This window comes from Sphingorhabdus sp. SMR4y (assembly GCF_002218195.1).
Taxonomy (GTDB): Bacteria; Pseudomonadota; Alphaproteobacteria; order Sphingomonadales; family Sphingomonadaceae; genus Parasphingorhabdus.
Window position 1 is genome coordinate 1,545,001 of record NZ_CP022336.1, and the last position, 20,045, is coordinate 1,565,045.

23 protein-coding genes (1 of these 23 running past the window's edge) are annotated in these 20,045 nt (G+C 55.5%); 8 read left to right on the forward strand and 15 right to left on the reverse strand.

Features of this window, described 5'->3' with window-relative positions; translation table 11 throughout:
• A protein-coding gene (locus SPHFLASMR4Y_RS07315) for a sugar phosphate isomerase/epimerase family protein (RefSeq protein ID WP_089132950.1) crosses the window boundary here: on the forward strand, positions 1 to 315 show its 3' portion. 489 nt of this gene lie to the left of the window's left edge; the window shows 315 of its 804 coding nt (coding positions 490-804); its start codon lies beyond the left edge, outside the window; its stop codon occupies positions 313 to 315.
• 9 nt (positions 316 to 324) lie between these two features.
• Here the strand turns inward: SPHFLASMR4Y_RS07315 and SPHFLASMR4Y_RS07320 are convergent, their stop codons facing one another.
• Positions 325 to 753, reverse strand: a complete 429-nt coding sequence (locus SPHFLASMR4Y_RS07320) for a CBS domain-containing protein (protein WP_089132951.1) — start codon at positions 751 to 753, stop codon at positions 325 to 327.
• Positions 754 to 874: 121 nt separating this feature from the next.
• Here SPHFLASMR4Y_RS07320 and SPHFLASMR4Y_RS07325 point away from each other — a divergent pair, with 121 nt between their 5' ends.
• Together SPHFLASMR4Y_RS07325 and SPHFLASMR4Y_RS07330 are read left to right on the forward strand one after the other, a co-directional pair.
• Complete coding sequence (locus SPHFLASMR4Y_RS07325; protein WP_089132952.1) at positions 875 to 1,180, forward strand: hypothetical protein; 306 nt, start codon at positions 875 to 877, stop codon at positions 1,178 to 1,180.
• Positions 1,167 to 1,583, forward strand: a complete 417-nt coding sequence (locus SPHFLASMR4Y_RS07330) for an acyl-CoA thioesterase (protein WP_260807112.1) — start codon at positions 1,167 to 1,169, stop codon at positions 1,581 to 1,583. Before SPHFLASMR4Y_RS07325 ends, SPHFLASMR4Y_RS07330 begins: the two co-directional genes overlap by 14 nt.
• A 3-nt stretch (positions 1,584 to 1,586) precedes the next feature.
• Here SPHFLASMR4Y_RS07330 and SPHFLASMR4Y_RS07335 read toward each other — a convergent pair whose 3' ends face one another.
• The 3 genes from SPHFLASMR4Y_RS07335 to SPHFLASMR4Y_RS07345 form a co-directional block, all read right to left on the reverse strand.
• On the reverse strand, positions 1,587 to 3,002 hold the full coding sequence (locus tag SPHFLASMR4Y_RS07335; protein ID WP_089132953.1) for a DUF4139 domain-containing protein: 1,416 nt from the start codon (positions 3,000 to 3,002) through the stop codon (positions 1,587 to 1,589).
• Between the two features lie 157 nt (positions 3,003 to 3,159).
• Positions 3,160 to 4,539, reverse strand: a complete 1,380-nt coding sequence (locus tag SPHFLASMR4Y_RS07340) for a DUF4139 domain-containing protein (RefSeq protein WP_089132954.1) — start codon at positions 4,537 to 4,539, stop codon at positions 3,160 to 3,162.
• 61 nt (positions 4,540 to 4,600) lie between these two features.
• Positions 4,601 to 6,175, reverse strand: coding sequence for a DUF389 domain-containing protein (locus tag SPHFLASMR4Y_RS07345; RefSeq protein WP_089132955.1), 1,575 nt, complete (start codon positions 6,173 to 6,175; stop codon positions 4,601 to 4,603).
• A gap of 160 nt (positions 6,176 to 6,335) precedes the next feature.
• On the opposite strand from SPHFLASMR4Y_RS07345, the gene SPHFLASMR4Y_RS07350 reads away from it, so the two are divergent.
• Positions 6,336 to 6,974, forward strand: a complete 639-nt coding sequence (locus SPHFLASMR4Y_RS07350; protein WP_089132956.1) for a TetR/AcrR family transcriptional regulator — start codon at positions 6,336 to 6,338, stop codon at positions 6,972 to 6,974.
• Here the strand turns inward: SPHFLASMR4Y_RS07350 and SPHFLASMR4Y_RS07355 are convergent.
• Genes SPHFLASMR4Y_RS07355 through acnA form a run of 3 tightly spaced genes read right to left on the reverse strand, consistent with a single transcriptional unit; the run spans position 6,971 to position 10,880 of the window.
• On the reverse strand, positions 6,971 to 7,501 hold the full coding sequence (locus tag SPHFLASMR4Y_RS07355) for a VOC family protein (RefSeq protein WP_089132957.1): 531 nt from the start codon (positions 7,499 to 7,501) through the stop codon (positions 6,971 to 6,973). The two genes, SPHFLASMR4Y_RS07350 and SPHFLASMR4Y_RS07355, sit on opposite strands and share 4 nt — an antisense overlap.
• Positions 7,498 to 8,151, reverse strand: coding sequence for a carboxymuconolactone decarboxylase family protein (locus tag SPHFLASMR4Y_RS07360; RefSeq protein ID WP_089132958.1), 654 nt, complete (start codon positions 8,149 to 8,151; stop codon positions 7,498 to 7,500). The genes SPHFLASMR4Y_RS07355 and SPHFLASMR4Y_RS07360 overlap by 4 nt, the downstream gene beginning before the upstream one ends.
• A 47-nt stretch (positions 8,152 to 8,198) precedes the next feature.
• On the reverse strand, positions 8,199 to 10,880 hold the full coding sequence (acnA, locus tag SPHFLASMR4Y_RS07365) for an aconitate hydratase AcnA (protein WP_089132959.1): 2,682 nt from the start codon (positions 10,878 to 10,880) through the stop codon (positions 8,199 to 8,201).
• Positions 10,881 to 11,030: 150 nt separating this feature from the next.
• On the opposite strand from acnA, the gene SPHFLASMR4Y_RS07370 reads away from it, so the two are divergent.
• Both SPHFLASMR4Y_RS07370 and SPHFLASMR4Y_RS07375 read left to right on the forward strand, forming a co-directional pair.
• Positions 11,031 to 12,266, forward strand: a complete 1,236-nt coding sequence (locus SPHFLASMR4Y_RS07370; protein ID WP_260807113.1) for a DNA cytosine methyltransferase — start codon at positions 11,031 to 11,033, stop codon at positions 12,264 to 12,266.
• Positions 12,259 to 12,732 (forward strand): very short patch repair endonuclease, encoded by a 474-nt coding sequence (locus tag SPHFLASMR4Y_RS07375; protein WP_089132960.1) that lies wholly within the window; start codon positions 12,259 to 12,261, stop codon positions 12,730 to 12,732. Before SPHFLASMR4Y_RS07370 ends, SPHFLASMR4Y_RS07375 begins: the two co-directional genes overlap by 8 nt.
• Here SPHFLASMR4Y_RS07375 and SPHFLASMR4Y_RS07380 read toward each other — a convergent pair.
• Both SPHFLASMR4Y_RS07380 and SPHFLASMR4Y_RS07385 read right to left on the reverse strand, forming a co-directional pair.
• The gene (locus SPHFLASMR4Y_RS07380) at positions 12,719 to 13,627 is read right to left on the reverse strand and encodes a hypothetical protein (protein ID WP_089132961.1); all 909 of its coding nucleotides are present in this window, start codon (positions 13,625 to 13,627) and stop codon (positions 12,719 to 12,721) included. The genes SPHFLASMR4Y_RS07375 and SPHFLASMR4Y_RS07380 overlap by 14 nt on opposite strands.
• Positions 13,628 to 14,154: 527 nt before the next feature.
• Entirely contained in the window at positions 14,155 to 14,913 is a 759-nt protein-coding gene (locus SPHFLASMR4Y_RS07385; protein ID WP_089132962.1) for a competence/damage-inducible protein A, read from the reverse strand.
• 345 nt (positions 14,914 to 15,258) lie between these two features.
• Between SPHFLASMR4Y_RS07385 and map the strand changes: the two genes are divergently transcribed.
• Positions 15,259 to 16,083, forward strand: coding sequence for a type I methionyl aminopeptidase (gene map / locus SPHFLASMR4Y_RS07390; RefSeq protein ID WP_089134753.1), 825 nt, complete (start codon positions 15,259 to 15,261; stop codon positions 16,081 to 16,083).
• A 219-nt stretch (positions 16,084 to 16,302) separates the two neighbouring features.
• Here map and SPHFLASMR4Y_RS07395 read toward each other — a convergent pair whose 3' ends face one another.
• From SPHFLASMR4Y_RS07395 to SPHFLASMR4Y_RS17055, 6 genes are all read right to left on the reverse strand, one after another.
• On the reverse strand, positions 16,303 to 16,647 hold the full coding sequence (locus SPHFLASMR4Y_RS07395) for a hypothetical protein (RefSeq protein ID WP_089132963.1): 345 nt from the start codon (positions 16,645 to 16,647) through the stop codon (positions 16,303 to 16,305).
• Positions 16,644 to 17,021: a hypothetical protein gene (locus SPHFLASMR4Y_RS07400; protein WP_089132964.1), complete on the reverse strand. Its 378-nt coding sequence runs from the start codon at positions 17,019 to 17,021 to the stop codon at positions 16,644 to 16,646. The genes SPHFLASMR4Y_RS07395 and SPHFLASMR4Y_RS07400 overlap by 4 nt, the downstream gene beginning before the upstream one ends.
• Before the next feature lie 8 nt (positions 17,022 to 17,029).
• Positions 17,030 to 18,385 carry a hypothetical protein gene (locus tag SPHFLASMR4Y_RS07405; protein ID WP_222102954.1) on the reverse strand — a complete coding sequence of 452 codons (1,356 nt, stop codon included), beginning with the start codon at positions 18,383 to 18,385 and terminating at the stop codon, positions 17,030 to 17,032.
• 132 nt (positions 18,386 to 18,517) lie between these two features.
• On the reverse strand, positions 18,518 to 18,808 hold the full coding sequence (locus SPHFLASMR4Y_RS07410) for a type II toxin-antitoxin system RelE/ParE family toxin (RefSeq protein WP_089132966.1): 291 nt from the start codon (positions 18,806 to 18,808) through the stop codon (positions 18,518 to 18,520).
• Between the two features lie 43 nt (positions 18,809 to 18,851).
• Entirely contained in the window at positions 18,852 to 19,022 is a 171-nt protein-coding gene (locus SPHFLASMR4Y_RS17050) for a type II toxin-antitoxin system ParD family antitoxin (RefSeq protein ID WP_186266069.1), read from the reverse strand.
• Complete coding sequence (locus tag SPHFLASMR4Y_RS17055) at positions 18,997 to 19,155, reverse strand: hypothetical protein (protein ID WP_186266070.1); 159 nt, start codon at positions 19,153 to 19,155, stop codon at positions 18,997 to 18,999. The genes SPHFLASMR4Y_RS17050 and SPHFLASMR4Y_RS17055 overlap by 26 nt, the downstream gene beginning before the upstream one ends.
• Positions 19,156 to 19,492: 337 nt before the next feature.
• Here SPHFLASMR4Y_RS17055 and SPHFLASMR4Y_RS07420 point away from each other — a divergent pair, with 337 nt between their 5' ends.
• On the forward strand, positions 19,493 to 19,834 hold the full coding sequence (locus SPHFLASMR4Y_RS07420; RefSeq protein ID WP_089132968.1) for a hypothetical protein: 342 nt from the start codon (positions 19,493 to 19,495) through the stop codon (positions 19,832 to 19,834).
• Positions 19,835 to 20,045 lie beyond the last annotated feature (211 nt).

A 20,045-nucleotide genomic window follows, 5' to 3' on the forward strand; every position in this document is an offset into this window, starting at 1 on the left:
GGGCACAGGTCGGAGGAATTGGAAGATTTGGAAGCATCTTTATTGCCCTATACGCAAATCTGCGACGGCAATGCCGACTGCACCGCGAGCTTTGAAACCTATCTGGAAGACGCGGTCGATTTGCGCAGCTGTCCGGGCGAAGGGGAACTGCCGGTGGCAGATATTATCAAAGCGCTGCCGCCAGATATCCCACTCAGTCTTGAAGTCCGTTCCAAGGCCTATCGGGATCGCTTTTCCGATGCGACCGACCGCGCGACGGCGTTGCGTAGAGCGAGTCTGGCCTATCTGACGCAGAACGGCATTGCCCTGTCCTAGCGGCACACTCTAGGCCGACTGGATATAATCCCGCATCGCCGCGGCTTCGCTTTCGATCTTGTCGATCCGGTATTTGACCAGGTCACCGATCGAGACAAAGCCGACCAGCTTGCCCTCCTCGACCACCGGAAGATGGCGAATCCGCCGTCGGGTCATCAGCGACAGCGCGCCGATGACGCTCTTCGTCCGCTCGACCGAGATCACATCCGCTGTCATCACATCACGAACCGCAAGGTCCATCGCGTCATGACCATATTTGCGGAGACAGTGAAGGACATCACGCTCCGAGAATATACCCGCCACATGGTCGCCATCCAGCACCGGCAGCGCGCCAATGCCTTTTTCGGCCAGAATCTCCACGGCCTGCGAGACCGACATGTCGGCGGTGCAACTATATATTTCGCCGCTGCGTCCCTGCAAAATCGAATTTATGGTCATTGCGCCTCTCCTCGGTTCTGATTCTGTTTCCAACATGTCTGTAACATATTTTTGAATGTGATTGCGCTTGATGGTAACAGGATTCCCGTTCAATGCACTGAAAACCACCGGAGTCCCCCCCTTGCCCCAGCATTCCCGCCTCGACGATCCGCAATATGCCAGCTTTGCATGGGCCCGATATTGGCGACTGATGCGCGGCATGGCGATATTCACCCTGATCTGCGTCGCCGTGTCTCTCGGGATCCTGTTCTATCTGCACGGTTTCGTATCAATCCACATGTATCTTGCCACGGCAGCCGGCATTGCCTTTGCGCTGATGCTGATGGCTGGCCTGATGGGGCTGGTGTTTCTTTCAAGCGGCACCGGCCATGACGAATCGATCGATGACCCCGTATCAAAGGATATTTCCCCCGATGAGCAAGGATGACCTGAACGCACTGGCGAAGATGCAGCCGGTATTGCGAGTTGCCCCGCAACCCCGCGATCTGAACAATAATGGCCATATATTCGGCGGCTGGGTGCTCTCGCAAATGGATATCGCCGGCGGGATTATGGCAGCGCGCGTAGCGCAGGGCTCAACCGCCACCGTAGCGATCGAAGCAATGGAATTTATCGCCCCCATCCTGACCCGCGACCTGATTTCCGTCTATGCCCGGGTGGAGCGAATCGGCAGGACATCGGTCGCGATCCGGCTGGACGTGATCGCGTCGCGCAATCTTGGTGAAGAGCGCGTGCCGGTTACCAGCGGCCTGTTCACCTTTGTCGCACTGGACGAGAATCACAATCCGCGCGTGATCCCTGAAACGTCCAGAGAGAAATATCTCGGCTAGGGGCTATTTACGCCGCTCGACCCGATAGGTCAGCACCCGCTCACTGCTGGGCGGCACGGTGACCTTCCAGATATCCGTACCATCCTTGCGCGTCAGCTTGTGACTGGTCTTCCTGAACCGCTCGCTATCGCTGCGGAGCAATTTGATTTCCACCTGCGCGGCAGACTGGGAAGCATTAGTCAGGGTGAGTCGCATGTCGCGCGCGTGTTTTTTCCCGTCATCGACCTGCGCCAATTGCTCCAGTGCAGCCCTCACCTGCTCGCTCGCCCCGATGGCAACTTCAACTTTCTCGTCCACCGCCTTGTCATCAATACTGCCCTCGCCGAGCCACATCCTTATGCCGTCGACATCCCGGAAGGCGACCAACTGTCCAGCTGGCAGCGGCACGCCCAGCCCGTCCCGTTTCCGGTTCTGGAAGCGCAGCACAATCGCCATCGGTCGGGCCGGCAGGGCATTGGTTGCCCGGATCGTGCTTTCGTAAATCTGCAGGAAGGGAATGGCCGATTTCTCCAGAAACGCGATCTGCTTCTGACTTTGCGCCGCCACCGTGACCGGCACCGGGATACGGTAGAGCTTGAGATCACCGAGATCTTCCTGCTCCGCCATCATCTTGCGCGCGGTGACCGTTATACTGTCCGCCGCCATAGACATCATCATCGGGGCTGGTGCGGGGGGAGGCGGAACAGCGCCAAGAGCTTCGCGTCGCTGCACATATTGCGCGATGATATCGCTGCTCGTCCCGTCCGGCCAGCAAGCCAGGTTCACGCTACCGCCAGACGCCCGGGCTATAGTATCGCGCCCTTTGTTGGGCTGCCCGGCAACGGTCTGGGTCTGCGCCTGCACAAAGGATGTTTCATCACCATTGGCCAACGTCAGCCAGGAAAAGAGGTTCAGGTTCGAACCGTCATCAGAAATATCGGCGACATAATTGGCCTGCCAGTCGAATCCGGTTGCCAGATAGGACAAGGTCACCGTCGCACGGGTTGCTGCTTTCACCCGGCTTTTTACTGACAATGTGGGTTTGGCCGAAAGCCCTCCCGGGATCGCCGGATAGACAATGGCTTCGTTCAACCCGGTACATTGTAAAGCCTCGAATCCATCTGCCGTCTGGATCACCACCCCGCCGCTGGCATCGGTCCGGATCGTTGCATCGAATGTTTCCGTTTCACCGGTTGCCCCGCTGGTCCGCCGGATCGTAACACCCTGCCCCAGATATCCGTTGAGCAATGCCCACGGTGAAAGCAGCGCCGCATCCCGGTTCTTTTCGATAATATCATCAGGCAAGCCCGTCACAATTGCCGATTGCGGAATGATCCCGCCTGCGACGCCTTCAAACCGCAAATCCACCTCGCCTTCGGGCAGATCAATCGTCCGCTGTTCGGTAATCAGGGCATAGCCGCCAAGATAGCGCGATTTCATCGCGATTTGCGACGCGCGGTTCGGGCTTCGGTAAACCGTGACAGAGACCGATTCCGGTCGTTGGGACGTCACAACCTGACCCACAAGACCGGATTGCGCCTCGGCGGGGGCCGATAGCGCAAGGATCAGGAACGCGAGAAGCGTCCGTCGCGCCATATCAGAACCGGGTCTCGAAGACCGCCGTGACTGTCGTCCGGCCGTTGGCGGGAACGGGTACCTTCCAGACCACCGAATCCGATGATCGCCGCTTGCTGGTCATGCTCTCGCTGACGATGCGGGTGTCATCCCAGTAAAAATCGAGACCGTTCTGGATTAGCGACACGGTGACCGCATCCGGTCGCGCGTTGCTCAGCTCGTAGCTCATGCTGGTGCGCCATTTCGACGATGACAGGCGCCGGCGTTCGGCCACGGTCGCTTTCACCTTGACATCAAATGCCTCGCCCGTTTTCAGCCCCAGTTCCGACCCCATCGGCGTATGGCCGATATTGTTTTCACCGATAAATTGCGGCTGGCCAGCGGCATCCTTCATATAGACCCGGACGGTGCCGGCGGGCAGCGCATCGCCCAGTCCACCATCGCTGGAAGAACTGAATTCCAGCACCGTATCCACGCTTTGCGGTTCGTCCTGGGACCCAAGCCAGCGATTGGAATATTCATAGCTTTTCTGTGCCGAAGCGCCGGTCACGTCCAGAAAACTGACTTGCTTGGTCTGGGCATTGGCAATGGTCGTGCGCGCCGCCAGCGGATAAAGATAGAAGTCACCCAACGATTCCCGGTCGACCGATTCAATGCCGACGCCGCGGATGTTGTTCCGCGACGCATAATTGCTTCGACCATTCACATTTGGCGTTCCGGCAACCAACAGGGTTTTGGCATTGTCGAAGGTCGTACCGGTAGTGTTGGTCAGCGTAACCCAGCCCTGCACGTCCATTTTGCCGGCTTTCTCGTCGAACAGGGCCACATAGTCGGCCTTCCAACCCAGACCCGAAGTCAGATAGCTGAGTTGGGCGGGACGGTTGCCTGCGCGGGAACTGTTCAGGGTCACCGACAGGGTTGGCCGGGCCCGCAAATTATCGGGGACTTTGTCAAAAATCACCCGCGTCGGCAGGCGGTCATCACGCAGCACTTCGATCCGGCTGCCGATTTGCAAGACAACGCCGCCATTGGCGGCCAGCACCTTTGCCCGTTCGCGGCTCTCGGATCCGGTAGCGGGGTTGATCCGCACAATCGTTATTGTTTCGCCCACCGCCTTCTCCATCAGCTTCGATGGAGACAGCAGATCATAATCGAAATTCTGTTCGACAATGCCAGTATTGGGAGCGGTAAAGCTGACCGTCTCGGCCCGGATCTGTCCGGAAACGCCGGGAAAGTCCTGAACCGATCTGCCGGCGGGAATGTCCAATTGCCGGACATCCTGCACCAGCGCCAGATTGTTGTTGTAGATCGTAACCGAGACCTCACCCTGCCCCGAAGACTGGCCGAGTGCCGGCGACGTTGTTGTCGCCAAGAACAATCCCGCAAGAACAAAAGGTCGCATATTGTCTCTCCCCTATCGAAACGCGATGCTAACGCATTGAAAATGAACCTCGTCTAAATGTCTATTGCGCCGGCCCGGCGCTGTCGGTCGGGGCTAGCCAGCGAAAGCGTGTGCCAGCGTCCGAAATGCCTCTGTCGAACTCTTCGGCGACGACGATATTCCTGGCCATCAGGGCCTCCCTTGCCACAGCCCTGTCCGGAGCGGTCCCGCTCATCCCCAATGGCAGGCCGATCCGCTCGGATGCCCAGATGATCACATCAAGATTATCGCCCGAGGCAGGGTCCACTGCACCATTTGCAATCCTGACCACCGGCAGCGCGATGGCCGGCGGCTGCAGCCTGATGATCCATCCCTTTGCAGCCGACGCAACCCGTTGCTCGAGGGCCCGATAGGATGCGAGTGTCGCCCCCGGCAATGGCTTGGCAACAACGACGGCGCGCCGCTTGTTGCTGTCCAGCGTTACATCATCGACCGACACCCCGGCGATGAGAGCGAGATTCTCCCGCAATCGAGTCACCTGGATCTCGGCCTCCCGGGCCTGCGCCTGGGTTTTTGCAGCAGCCAGTTCCGCCGACCGTGCGTCTTCACCGGTTTCCACCTTGAACTGGTCGACATTGACCGTGATCGACCGCCCCAGAGACCGGCTCAAGACCCGCGAGCTCTGTTCGGCTGCTCCGGCAATGATTGTCGGCGTGAAAACCGTGGCATTGACGGTGATCGGGTCGGCAGCGAAATCAATCTCGATCTGCGATACGCTCGCCCGCTTGCCGAACTGGTCCTTGATATATCCGTTGGCGGAGCGCGAGACATTCGCCTCCCAGGCGATTTGGCGCAGCGAAAGGCCCAGCGGGATCGCCAGCGCGATGAAAACCACCACCATGGCAGCGATCTGGAACTGCGATTGCCGTTCGGACAAATAGGACCGAAAGCCGTAAAGCCAGGCCATGGCAGTCGCGGTCAGCGCAATCGTCATCAGGTTGGTGAAGAAAAGCAGCAACGAGCCGCCAAAGACAGCCCAGTTGAAGGTTGCCAGCCCGAAACCGACAACCGCTAGAGGCGGCATCAGGGCGGTGGCGATCGCAACGCCGACGATCGTCCCCATTCTCCCGCGGATCATCGCATAAGCACCAGCCAGCGCGGAGAAAAGCGCGACGAGCAGATCGAACAAATTGGGCCGTGTGCGAGCTGCAATTTCGGCGGTAACCGTTTGTAGCGGCGACAGAGTCACCACCAGTCCGGCAAACAGGATCGAGATGATGCTTCCCAACACGATTGCCTTGCCGCTTTCCCGCAACCAGGCAGAATCGCCGACGGCGAGCGCAAAGCCCGCCCCCATGATTGGCCCCATTAACGGTGAAAGCAGCATGGCGCCGATGACGACAGCCGGAGACGATAGCAGCAAGCCCAATATGGCAATGCCGGCCGACATCGAAGTCATGAAAGCGAAATGAGGCGTAAAACCGCTGTCCTCCCGGACCTTGTCGATCACTGCCTGCTGCTCGACATCGGCGCGGACGACCATTCGCCACCAGCGACGAAACAGGCGAATGCTCCCGGTAACCGGATCCAGCAGACCGGATGAGGACTTGGGTTTCAAAGCTTCCGGACCTGCCGCATTTGCCTGATTGTCTGTCATAGCGTTACTTTAGCCGCGAAAAATGATGACGAATAGTCAAAGATGATCTCGGGGGTAATTGAAAAATGAAGTGTTTCGTCTTTTATCAGAGAACTGTATCGCCTATATAGATCACTGCGGCTATCATGCCACGCCAGGAACTCTTGGGAGGAGCCGTCCTATGCCACGTCCCGAAACCGACATTGCCGCCACGCGGGCAAAGATCATTGCCGCCGCCGACAAGATGATCGAGGAAAGAGGCGCGATCAGCTTCACGATGAGTGATCTGGCGACCGCGGTCGGCATGTCACCCTCCAACCTCTACCGCTTTTTCGAGAACAAGGATGCGCTGGCAGAAGCCATGGCGGGAGAATGGTTCGCCGAATTGCTTGCCATCATGGAAGAGCTGGTGTCTGCCGACATGCCGGTGGAAGAGAAACTCTACCAGTTTTTCGCCAGACGTGTCGTCATCAAACGGGCGCGTTACGAGGACGATCCCGAACTTTTCGAATCCTATATGGAACTCGGTGACGAGCATTTTGACGTGATCAAGGGCTATGTCGATCTGGCCGATCATTATATGGCCTCGATTCTCGCCGAGGCCATGGAAAAGGGTTATTTCAAGGGTCTGGATCTCGACAGCGTCGTGTCACTGGTCAACACCATGATGCAGCCTTTCTGCAATCCCAAGCTGATGATGCAGATGATGCATCTCGCTACCGAAGAGCGGCTGAGAATCGTGATCAACACGATCCTGAGCGGCCTGCATGCGCACAACAACACCGCCAGCACCAAGCCGGAGCTCTTTGTCGCCAGCTAGGCCTCTTTTGCCAGCCACTGTTTCATCATTGCCGGCGGCGGTGACGGGATCATCTCACGCTCGTCGAGTGCCGCCAGAGCGCGCTCGCGGTCAGCATCGGTAAACGAGCCGGTGGTCAGGCAGAATTCCACCATATTGCCATTGGGATCGCGGGTGTAGACCGAGTGGCACCAATTGTGGTCGATCTCCAGCACATCGAGACCGGCGGCGTTCCATTTCTCGCGCCAGGCAATAAGCTCCTCTGCCGTATCGACGGCAAAACTATAATGGTTCGTACCCTGCGGCGTTCCGGCCGCCTTGTTGAGATCGAAAGAATATCCCGCTTCGTCCGGCGTGTCCTTGAGCTCCCAGAAAGCTATGAACCGGCTGTCGTCGCCGTCCATCCGGTAAAAGAAATGCTTGCCCCAGCCGCCGCCCATGACCGGTGCGATCTCGACCTTGACCAGTTCGAACCCCATTACGCCTTCGTAAAATGCGTGGATGGCTTTCATGTCCTTCGCCGCCAGTGCCAGGTGATGATAGCTCATTGATCCGCCCCCGTCCGCTTGTCGACCATGCCCATGACATCGGCAGTCGCGCCATCCGGTGCGGGCACTTCGACAACGCGCTCCGGGACGTCGTCAAATTCCAGTTTCAGCGCCCGGCTCATCACTGCGTGCATCATATAGGTGCAGGTGATGTAGGTGAGTTCGAGTATCTCCACTTCGCTCAGATATTTTTTCAGCGCGGCGAAGACACCGTCGGACACCCTGCCCCGCTCGAGCACCAGACAATCGGCATAGGCCAGCACCGCCCGCTCGACATCGTCGAAGCAATCGGCCACCTGCCAGTGGGGAATGGCCCGAACCTGCTCCTCAGAATAGCCTTCGAAGCGCATCGCCTTGCTGTGCTGGGAATAGACAAATTGCGATCCCACCGCATAGCCGGCACGAATCTGGCCGAGTTCGCGCAATTTGGGGTCGAGTTTGCGACTGGACGATCGGTAGAAACCGAAACCCTCGCTGGTATGTTTGAAAGCGTCGGGGACCTGCGCGAAGACGGTCCACCAGTTGCCCGGCGTGCCGGTTGCGGTGCCGGGTTCTGCCACCGGATCGCGATCGCCAAACAGGATGTTATAGAGACCGAGGACATAGTCATCGGTCACCTCGGACCGGGGAATTTCGCGCAGTCGGGGCATAGAGTCTCTCTCCTATGCCCCGACTATGCACAATTTGATGCGACTGACTAGCTCGCGAGATTTCTCAGCACATAATGCAGTATGCCGCCATTGAGGAAATATTCCATTTCATTGGCGGTATCGATCCGGCAGATCGTCTGGAAGGTCGAGGTTGTGCCGTCGGCGCGGGTCATTTCGACTTCGACTTCCTGCAACGGCTTCAGCGTTGCGACGCCCTTGATCGTGAAGCTCTCGCTGCCATCGAGGCTGAGGAGTTCGCGATCAAAACCCTCGGCGAACTGCAAGGGAAGAACGCCCATGCCGACGAGGTTCGAACGGTGGATCCGCTCGTAGCTTTCGACGATGACAGCGCGAACGCCGAGCAGGTTGGTGCCCTTCGCCGCCCAGTCGCGGGAGGAACCGGTGCCGTACTGCTCACCGCCGATGACGACCAATGGCGTGCCGTCGGCCTTGTGCTTCATCGCGGCGTCGTAGATCGGCATGACCTGGCCGTTATATTTGGTGTAACCGCCTTCTTTTCCGTCGGCCATTTCGTTTTTGATTCTGATGTTGGCGAAAGTGCCTCTCATCATGACTTCGTGGTTGCCGCGGCGGGAGCCGTATGAATTGAAGTCCTGCTTGCTAACCTGATGATTTTTCAGATATTCTCCAGCAGGGCTGTCCTCCTTGATCGCGCCGGCTGGCGAGATGTGGTCGGTGGTAATGCTGTCACCGAGCAGCGCCAGCGTCTTCGCCTCGATGATATCGCCGACCGGTTCGGGCGTCATCGTCATGCCTTCAAAATAAGGCGGATTGGCAACATAGGTCGAGCCCGCGCGCCATTGATAGGTGTCGCCGCCGGTGACGTCGATATCCTGCCAGGCCGCGTCGCCCTTGTAGACATCGGCATAGCGGCTCATGAACATCTCGCGGTTGACCGCCCCGCCCATCGCTGCGTTGACCTCGGCATTGGTCGGCCAGATGTCCTTGAGGAACACGTCCTCGCCGTCCTTGCCCTGGCCGATCGGCGTTTCATACATGTCGAGACGCACCGTGCCCTTCAGCGCATAGGCGACAACCAGCGGCGGCGAAGCGAGATAATTGGCCTGCACGTCCTGCGACACCCGGCCCTCGAAATTGCGGTTGCCCGACAGCACCGACGCGGCGACAATGCCATTGTCGTTGATCGCCTTGCTGATCGGCGCCGGCAGCGGACCGCTATTACCGATACAGGTGGTGCAGCCATAGCCGACCAGGTTGAAGCCGAGATAGTCCAGATCATCCTGCAATCCCGCCTTGTTGAGATAGTCGGTCACCACCTGCGATCCCGGCGCCAGCGAGCTTTTCACCCATGGCTTGCGCTGCAGACCCTTTTCGCGCGCCTTTTTCGCGACCAGACCGGCGGCGATCAGCACGCTCGGGTTGGAGGTGTTGGTGCAGGAGGTAATCGCGGCAATCGCGACATCGCCATGGGCAAAGCCATGATCGCTGCCCTCGACATCGACCCGCTTGCCGTCATCCTCGACCCCGAAGACCTTCTGCAGGTCGCGGTTGAACTCTTCGTCCAGCTCACTCATCGACACGCGCTGCTGCGGCAGTTTCGGTCCGGAGAGCGACGGCACGACGCTGCTGATGTCGAGCTCCAGCGTCTTGGTGTAGATCGCGTCCTTGGTGGTCTCGTCATAGCGCCAGAAGCCTTGCTCCCGCGCATAGGCTTCGGTCAGCGCGATCTCGTCGGCGCTGCGGCCGGTCAGCTCGAGATATTCCAGCGTCTTTTCGTCGATCGGGAAATAGCCGCAGGTCGCGCCATATTCCGGCGCCATATTGGCAATGGTCGCGCGATCGGCGAGCGACAGTTCCTTCAGGCCCGGACCGTAAAATTCGACAAAGCTGCCGACCACGCCGACTTCGCGCAGCATCTGCACGCAGGTCAGCACCAGATCGGTCGCGGTAATGCCCTCGGCCAGCTTGCCGGTCAGCTTGAAGCCGACAACCGGTGGAATCAGCATCGACACCGGCTGGCCGAGCATCGCGGCTTCCGCCTCGATCCCGCCAACGCCCCAGCCGAGCACGCCGAGACCGTTGATCATCGTGGTGTGGCTGTCGGTGCCGACGCAGGTGTCGGGATAGGCGACCAGATTGCCGTCGGCATCTTTCGACGACCAGACCGCCTTGGCGATATATTCCAGGTTCACCTGGTGGCAGATGCCGGTTCCCGGCGGCACCACGGAGAAATTGTCAAACGCCTGCGAACCCCATTTCAAGAATTCATAGCGCTCCATGTTGCGCTGATATTCCAGCGCGACATTATTTTCAAAAGCCTGCGGCGTGCCGAATTCGTCGACCATCACCGAGTGATCGATGACCAGATGCACCGGCACCTGCGGGTTGATCTTTTCAGCATCGCCGCCGAGCGCCTTGATCCCGTCGCGCATCGCGGCGAGATCAACCACCGCGGGCACGCCGGTGAAATCCTGCATCAGCACGCGGGCCGGGCGATATTGAATTTCCGCCGCGCTCTTGGCTTCCTTCTGCCAGTCGACCACCGCCTGCGCGTCTTTGGCGTCCACGGTAAAGCCGCCATCCTCGAAGCGCAGCATATTTTCCAGCAGCACTTTCAGCGTGTAGGGCAGCTGGTCGATATTGCCGAGCTTTTCCGCCGCCTTGGCGAGCGAATAATAGCTGTAGTCGGTGCCGTTGACGGTCATCGTCGAGCGGGTGCCGAGTGTGTCTTTGCCGGTGGTTGTCATGGGTCTTTGCTCCGTTTTCTTATCGTTGGTTCAACCGCATGGGGAGAGCGTTGTAGGCAGCGCAGACGGTTGATGAATCAGGTTCGGGAGCGCTTTAGCTTATGGGTGTGGGAGTGGCAATGGGTGGCAGCGTGAACAAAAGGAAAACAGTTGTCAGAATTAAGTAGATATGCAATTAACAATGCCGATGTCACCGAACAATTTTGGAGCCAAGTTTTGTACACCAAAGATGACATAGAAAGTGCGTCAATCGGTACTCAGCGTGCGATCGCAGTCGAAAAAGCATTAGGGAACCTACCTGAACATTTGTCAGAATCCCGCGAAAACTTTAGATTTATAGATTTGTTTGCGGGCATTGGTGGAATTAGAATTCCGTTCGAAGAACTGGGTGGCTCATGTGTCTTGACTTCTGAATGGGATAAATTTGCCCAGCTGACTTATGAAAGAAATTTCGGAGAAGTTCCACAAGGCGATATCACTAAAATTAGCGCGAAGTCTGTTCCGGATCATGAACTCTTGCTAGCAGGGTTTCCTTGCCAAGCATTCTCGTTGGCCGGCTTCAAGAGAGGTTTTTCCGATACCAGAGGAACCATGTTCTTCGAAATACAGCGTATGTTGGCAACTAAAAGGCCGAAAGCGTTTCTTCTTGAAAATGTGAAGCAACTTCGCGGACATGATGGTGGCCGTACTTTAGAGACAATATTAAAAATATTGAGGGGAGAAGACACGCCTTCGATCCCGCTCGACGTTCCGATGAGTCCTGAAGCTCGGCGCAGCATGTCTGTGAAACTGAACTATAATGTCGAGTATAAAGTTCTGAAAGCAACCGAGTTCGGTGTACCTCAAAACCGGGAACGCATATACATAGTCGGCTTCGATAAAGACGAATTTCCGGCACTGGACCTTAAAGATTTCTTCCAAAATTTGTCAGGAAAAGTTGAAACAACCAGACTTGGCGATGCACTTCAATCGCCTGAATCTATCCCAGAGAAATATACCATTTCTGACAAGCTACTCCTTGGTTTGGAAAAGCGGATGGAACGGCACCGGTTGAAGGGTAACGGGTTTGGCCACAGTGTGTTCAACTACGATAGCAAGCACTGTAATACAATTACCTCGCGCTATTATAAGGACGGACGGGAAATCCTGATCGACCAAAGTAAATTTGGTAAAAATCCAAGAAAATTAACACCTCGGGAATGCGCAAACATTCAAGGGTTCCCTGAGTGGTTCGATGTCTCGGCGGTCTCGGATACACAAGCTTATCGTCAGTTCGGAAATTCGGTATCCGTCCCCGTGATCCGATCAATTGCGAAGTCCATGATAAATATTTTGCAATCTCAAACTGCGGTTCAGGAAAACGAGAAAGAAATCGCTGTTGGTTGACATTGTTTCGCCCGAAAAGCGTAGCAAAATGATGGCTGGGATTTCGGGGAAGAATACGAAGCCCGAATTAATCGTGCGGCGAATCCTTCATTCGCAGGGATTCCGATATCGGCTGCATGACAAATCGCTTCCAGGAAAACCGGACATCGTTTTAAGAAAATGGAACAAGGTTATCCTTGTTGATGGTTGCTTTTGGCATGGCCATAAAGACTGTGCTATATTCAGATTGCCTAAATCAAGAACCGAATTTTGGCAGGCGAAAATCCAAAACAATATTCAGCGAGACCAAGCCAACATAAAACTTTTGGTATCGGAAGGTTGGGGAATTATTCGTATTTGGGAATGCGCCACAAAAGGAAAGACACGAATTTCACCTCAAACCATGGCCGAAATCTTGAAAAAATCTGTCACGAAAAACCAGGCATTTGCTGAAGTTCGTGGAGGACCAGAAACTATCCGTACATAGCGAATATGTCGTCACTTACTAAATCGAGTGATCGAATAAAATCGAGCCTTGTCTTTACGAGTATGTTCAACGAATCGACGATGTCATCGAACTTTCCGTGATGCAACATTCGATGAGATAGGGGATTAAGGACACATATATTCTCGATTGTATCAAGATTAATAGCATCTTTGTATACCGTCTGCAGTTTCATAGGAACAAGATGATGTGCTTCCATGAATGGATTTCCAGTTGCTCTAGACACGAAAGTTGGGAATTCTGGATGGATTTCACATTCGTAATTTTTAGACTTTAGTGCGCCAGCGGCTATCTTCGGGTCACGCTTCCATTGCATAGAATGGCTTTCCATCTGCTCGGGGGCGGCACTATTGGCTTCGCTTTGAAAGTCGTCGATTTCGGCTTCGAGCAAGTGCCGATCATCAAATTGAAGTTCGTCATTTTTCAAGGCTCCGAACAACTTTTGACTAAAATTACAAATCCAGATCTCGCCTTTCTTTGTGAAAATTCCCCAGAATTCTCCTTCAGTCACCTTGAATTCTTCTGCATTGAAGTAAAGGCGAAGTTCCGTTCCTTTCGATTTGGCGTATTTCAGCTTGGGATACACTACTTGACCGGTAGTGAAGTGTCTAAAAGCTCGCCGAGCATCTAAACCTTTGCTAGCAAGCACCTCATCATTACCGCGATATTCGGAAAGCTCGGCTTCCCCGAAATAGTTTAAGGCCAATTTTTTTTCTTCGCCCGTAAGGGTAACCTGGCCATCATCTGCCTCTGTCGGAGTGACAATCGAATAAGCACCTTTATCAGCGCCGAAAAAAGCACATAGTCTCTGATCAAAAGGTTTGTCGCCACTCACCGCCATATTGCCCCCCTTTTCGACAATTTTTTCAATAAGCATGTGTAATGTTTTACTCACGAATGGATAGATGAAAAATAGGAATTACGGTGACAGGTGGAATTACGGAGACAGGTGCAACAATCCCCAAATAGGGGACCGATAAACCCTCAAATCTCTCGGTCCTGATGACGGAATATGCCCAGCACTGCCTTAAATATCTCTTGGACCAGCGTCAGAAAGACTCGGACTGCCGTAATCCGTTCGCACTGAGCTTGTCGAAGTGCACCTGTCGTCTAGAAGTGTCCTTCGACAAGCTCAGGACGAACGGGGGTGGGGTGAGCTCGTCATCCTGAACTTGGTTCAGGATCCCGTGAGATTGGGCTGTGCCGGTGGGGTCCTGAGCCGAAGGCCACCGCAAGGTAAACGAGTTCAGGATGACGACGCTGTTGCGGTGAGATGGTGATGGTTGGGCTACCCCACCGTTCGTGCTGAGCTTGTCGAAGCACGGGCTAGCGCCACCAAGTGCCCCTATTGCCGAAAGATGTCCTTCGACAGGCTCAGGACGAACGGTAGCACGGTCCCCGCCGCTAGATCCCGCCGTCAGTGACCTCGTAGCCGGCTTCTTCCAGCCCGGCTTTCAGCGCGACGCGGCAGGTTTCCAGGTCGTGCGGGTCGGTCGAGCGGACGACGAAATTGGCGCCGACCGTGCCGTTGCGAAAGAAGGGATAGCTGCCGATGACGCAGCTTTCGTGCGCCTTTTCCGCCTGGCGCAGCACGTCGGCGATCTCGCTTTCCGGGGCCCAGGCGCCGAGTGTCACGGACAGGAGCGGCGCGCCGCCTTCGAGCGTGCCGGTCAGCGCGTCGAGCATGCCGGCGGTGATATGGGGGACGCCGGCCATCAGATAGAGATTGTCGATGCGGATGCCGGGGGCGCCGGACATGCGGTTCTCGATCAGCTCGGCGCCCTCGGGCACGCGGGCCATGCGCAGCCGGCCCTCGTTGAGGCCGCCGCGGCTCTCGTAATATTGCTCCAGGATCGCGCGGGCCGTCGGGTGGATCACGACCTCGACGCCGAGCGCCGCGGCGACCGCGTCGACGGTGATGTCGTCATGGGTCGGGCCGATGCCGCCGGTGGTGAAGAGATAGTCGTTGCGCGCGCGCAGGATGTTCACCGCCTCGGCGATATGGTCCATGTCGTCGGCGATCACGCGGACCTCGGCGAGGCGGATGCCCTGCACGTTGAGCCAGCTCGCGACCTGGGCGATATTCTTGTCCTGGGTGCGGCCGGAGAGGATTTCGTCGCCGATCACGATCAGCGCGGCGGTCCAGATTTTTTCATTGCTCATGCTGCTGCTATAGAGCGATGCCGGGCGCTTTGGGAATATGTTATTTGGTACCGGTGGCCGGCTTTGTTCGCCAGTCGGGCTGATCGCCTGATTGAGGGTGCGCGTGATGGTACGCGTGATGGCCCGCCCGATGGCCGGCCCGATAATCCGGGCGCGGCGGACGGGCGATGCGGACGGGCGGCAGGCCGGGGCCGGTCAGGCCATATTGCAACCGGCCTGGCCTCACGGTGATCAGATTCCCCCGTTCCCCGGGCGGGCCGCATGAGGCAAGCGGGTTCAGATCCGGCAAAAATCACCGCTATTTCGGGTCTCGCCAAACGGCCACGCGATGCCTATATAGGCCGCATGACAGACTATATGACCGTAGAAGACACCACCCCGCAATCCCGCACCGGCGCGATCAAGCTGCACGGGCCGGAAGCTTTTGAAGGCATGCGCAAGGCCGGACGCCTCGCCGCCGATATCCTCGACAGCCTGGTCCCGCATGTCGTCCCCGGCGTCACCACCGGCGCGCTCGACGACATGGTCCGCCAGCAGGCCTTTGCCGCCGGCGCGGTCCCCGCGACCCTAGGCTATCGCGGATTTACCCATAGCTGCTGCACCTCGATCAACCATGTCGTCTGCCACGGTATTCCCGGTGACAAGAAGCTCAACGAGGGCGATATCGTCAATATCGACGTGACCGTGATCGTCGACGGCTGGCACGGCGACACCAGCCGCATGTATCTGGTCGGCAAGACCCCGATCAAGGCAAGCAAGCTGGTCCAGGTGACCTATGAATGCCTGATGCTCGGCATCGAGCAGGCGGTCCCGGGCAACCGGATGGGCGACGTTGCCCACGCGATCCAGAGCCACGCCGAAGCCCACCGCTATTCGGTGGTCCGCGATTTCTGTGGCCACGGCCTCGGCCAGATGTTCCACGACGCCCCCGAAGTCGTCCACGCCGGCCGCCCCGGCACCGGCCCGGAACTGCGCCCCGGCATGTTCTTCACCATCGAGCCGATGATCAATATCGGAAAATATGCCTGCAAGATGCTGGATGATGGCTGGACGGCGGTGACCCGCGACCGGTCGCTGACGGCGCAGTTCGAGCATAGTATCGGGATTACCGAGGACGGGAACGAGATATTTACGAAGAGTGCGGCTGGGTTGGATGCGCCGCCTTATTAGGTTTTGCTTCCGGCACAATGCGCGCGCGGAATCGCTTGCCCTGAACGAAGGCGGTCGCATCCTTGACGCCTTTCAAGATGCCAATAAAATCTTTGTGCTTCATTGTCTCGACTCCAAGCTGCCCGCATTGTCACGGATTAAGCCACGAGCAAGCGGCTCAACTGTAGGTTGTGTCGAATATAATCTAGCGATTAATAGCAGAAATACTAATGACGTTTACTAGCTGACAAACCAACGGTGTTCTTTTCCATCCCAACCGTGATATCTATTGTGAAATGCAGATAATACACCCTCATACTGAGACATAACTAAAATTGCATCACTGTATTGAGGAAGCACTTCGTCATCTAGAAGATCAAGGTACTTGCTTTCTGGTTCGTCGTGGGTGAAGGATTTTATGTCTTCAAGAATTCTATTGATGAATTTAACTTTCGATTCGCTGAGAGTGTCAGCTGGTTTTTTCATTCCAAGAGCTTTCAGTTCTTTGTGCATATGCAGAAAGGCTGACGCGACCCCATCATAAGCTTCCGCTTTCTCCTTGGTAGTAGAGCTCTGCATTTTCATTTGTTTTGCAATCTTTTTGGAGGGTTTGTGCGGACACGAGTATCGTCGTCAAAGATGTAAAAATAATAACCCGAGAGATTCTCTATATTGTCACTGCGATAACGTTCTAATTCTTCCAAATACGAAGTTAGGACTACGGTTGCATCGCTGTTACTCGGAACATCGTCAGGATCGAACAAGTCGAACTCTTCTATCGGTTTATAAGCGGCCCCCAAAATCTCATTTGCAACGGATAGAAAACCGTTCAAAATTTTTAACTTGAATCCATTCAACGCGTCTGTGGATGACTTTTTGGCCAAAAGAGAAAATTCTCTGTGCAATCCTTCTAACTGCCCGGTGACTTTTTCTAGTTGTTCGACATCTTCAATATTCACAGCGATTCCTAACTTGGACAGGCCCTAGAAAATTCAACATATTTTTTTGTTACCACGTCTAAAGGTAGTCGCTGTTTGCTAGCAAACAACTCAACCATTTGTGCAATATCTTCATCGAGCAATGTGACTATACAACGCCGCTGGCCGCTCCACAGATCAATAGTGTTTTGAAACCGTGCCCTTGATAAACGATTGCGCGTCACCAATATCCCAAATTTTCCAAGTGTATCGGTCATATATCGGTTCAATTGGTTGATATGATCTCTGCTAACTGCACCAACATTCTTCATTTCAAAAACCAACTGTCTCGAATCAAACTGATCCATGATATCTTTCAAGAACTCGTTCGAACGATTATTATAAAAGATTAAATCGCGTATTTGCGATCCGCTATCGGTTCTACTTTGTGCCTGAGCAAAATCCAATTGCGGATAGAGTAGCGAGGGCAGAAGTTCGCAAATAGCATTCTCGTAATCTTGGTCGGCGTTATCAGTCTTTCCGGTAGGCAAACCTGCAATGAGTTTTAATTTTCGTTTGGCTGAAACGATTGGTATCTGCGAAAATAAGGGATCGTTCTGACAATCATTACCAGTGCGCTCTTTTCTGGTGATGTAGCTATCAATAGCACCGTAATTTTCCCTATTGTAATTCAAGACTTCAATACGTCCAATATCCTCGACGTCGTGAGAGATATCATCCAACGGGCAATGACTTTTGAAATAGTCATCATAATTAATCCAAGGAGTGAACCTTAGCCATCGCTTTGGTACCAAAATCAAAGGTTGATTGGTTTGAGGATGGTTTGGCAGCTGTATATTCTCGGCTTCTTCAAACCCATTTTTTCGGTAATCATAAAGGTCAGCGACAGTACACATTTCGGTTGGTATTCCGAGTTTCGCACATTGGTCGATCGTAAAATCAATCAAAAAAGACTTCAAAAAATTGCACGCGATATCACTGATTCTATCTTTTGAAATTCCCTCTGTGTAGAATTGAATTTCTTCGAAGTGCCGGAACCCCTGATCTCTATACCGAGGTATAATCTTAAAAAGTTCTAATACTTCGACTGCTTTCTCTTTCCCTATCCTTTTCCCTTTTCGCCTCGCAGAGGAACCCAATCCGACTTCATCGCATTCTGATGCTTTGATTAGGTTTTCAATCGCCTCCGCCTCCTGTCCATTGCAGTAAGAGTGGCCCAACTGATTGAAGGCATTGATAAGCCCCGTATGCAACATTTGATCTTGTTGAGCCGGAGATGCCCAAAGAAGGAATGGATCAAGGTATAAAGGGATATCTTCTTCAAAGTGCGGAATCGCAAAATCTAGTTCACTTTGAGGAATGAGGATACCGTGATAATCCGTCAATCGTGGAGATATTAGCAATGTGTTTAGTCCAATAGAGTTATACGCTGATCATGACGTAACCTATCTCTATCTATAGTGCACTTTTATCTTCGTGATGATGACCTCAGAAAAAAGTGCGCCGCCACCGCTGCCCTAAAACTCCCGCTCAAAATCCACCCCGTGCTGCACCACCCACACGATAAACAGCCCCTCCCGCTCACCCCTGTAAAACACAACATGCGCCTGCTGGCGGATGCGGCGCAGGTCCGGGGCGACTTCCTCCGCGCTGCGGCCGAGCGCAGGGTTGGCGAGCAGGGACTGGAAACAGGCCTGCAACTGGTCGCGATAGCGCCGGGCCTGATCGATGCCGAATTCGGCAATCGTATAATCGGCTATTTCGGCCAGGTCGCTGGCGGCGCGCCTGATCGGGCGCAGGTCAGCCATTTGTGGCGCGGTCTTCGGCGGCAGTCCATATATCGCCCAGCGACTAGTCGCTGGTGCCGTTGGCGAGGCCCTCGGCTATTGCGGCGCGCAACGTGGCCAGCCGGCCTTGCTGCGACTGGTCGCGTTTGACCAGATCGCGGATATATGCGCTGTCATTGGTGAATTCGCTGTAATCCAGAAGTCCGGCGCTAGCTGGGGCCGATGGGCGATCCAAAGGCTGTGTCCTCTGTACTGACCGGGAAGCCCTTGCCTTCGGTTAAAAGCGTGTGCGTCAGTTCGATCAGCGCAGGCTTTTCATATTTTTTTATAACCGTCGGTACGTTTGCTTCACTTTCATTGGTCTTCATTTCCAAACTCCTTCGACCGTCAAATGGGCGGGTCGGTGCGCGTCGGCTGAATGCGCGTACCGGCCTGATTTTCATAAACTTTATTTTCGGACCTCACAAATATATTCCGCTCTCCCACAACCGGTGGATTGGCATGGACGCGGCAAAGGCGGAATTCGGTCATCTGCCGCAAGCGCCGGAATGACTGCTTTCGTTTGCTTGCCGACCGTTCGCTCCCGCGACTCGAAACCGGAAGCTGCGACATCGGACATGGACCAGCAGCCAATCTTTGTCTGGCAATCCCACCCGCGTCTCCCTAGGCAAGCCCCTCACCTCCCACCAACCGAGACCCCAAAACATGGCCCGCAAACATTCGAAACGGGGTGGCTGGCAGGATCAGCCCGACGCTCCGGAGGAAGCTCCAGCGGAGGCTCCGGATTGCTGGCTGTGCGCGCGGCCGACCGGGGAGACGATTGTCTGGCATCACCCGATACCGAAAAGCCGGGGCGGGCGCGATACGGTGCCGATGCATGCGATCTGCCAGAAGATGCTGATCACCCAGTTCAGCAACAGCGAGCTGCAGCGCCACGGGATGGACGTCGAGGGGCTGCTCGCCGATCCGGCGGTGCGCAAATTTGTCGACTGGGTGGCGAAAAAGGACCCGGACTTCAACGCGACGATCGCCAGGAAGCCGCGCTGAGCGGGCTGGCTGCGGCTTCGGGTGATGGTGCGGCATCGGCCTGAAGGCTGATGATACCGCGGCCTTTGCCGGACGGATCAGGATGGATTGCCAGACTTGCGGGTGGCGGAGCGATCCGCTGCGTCTTTTGGCGTGCCGGATTGCCGCGTCGTCTTGGGCTCTTCGCGGTGACGGCGGGGGTGTGTTTTCCGGCTGCTCCTCATATTTACTT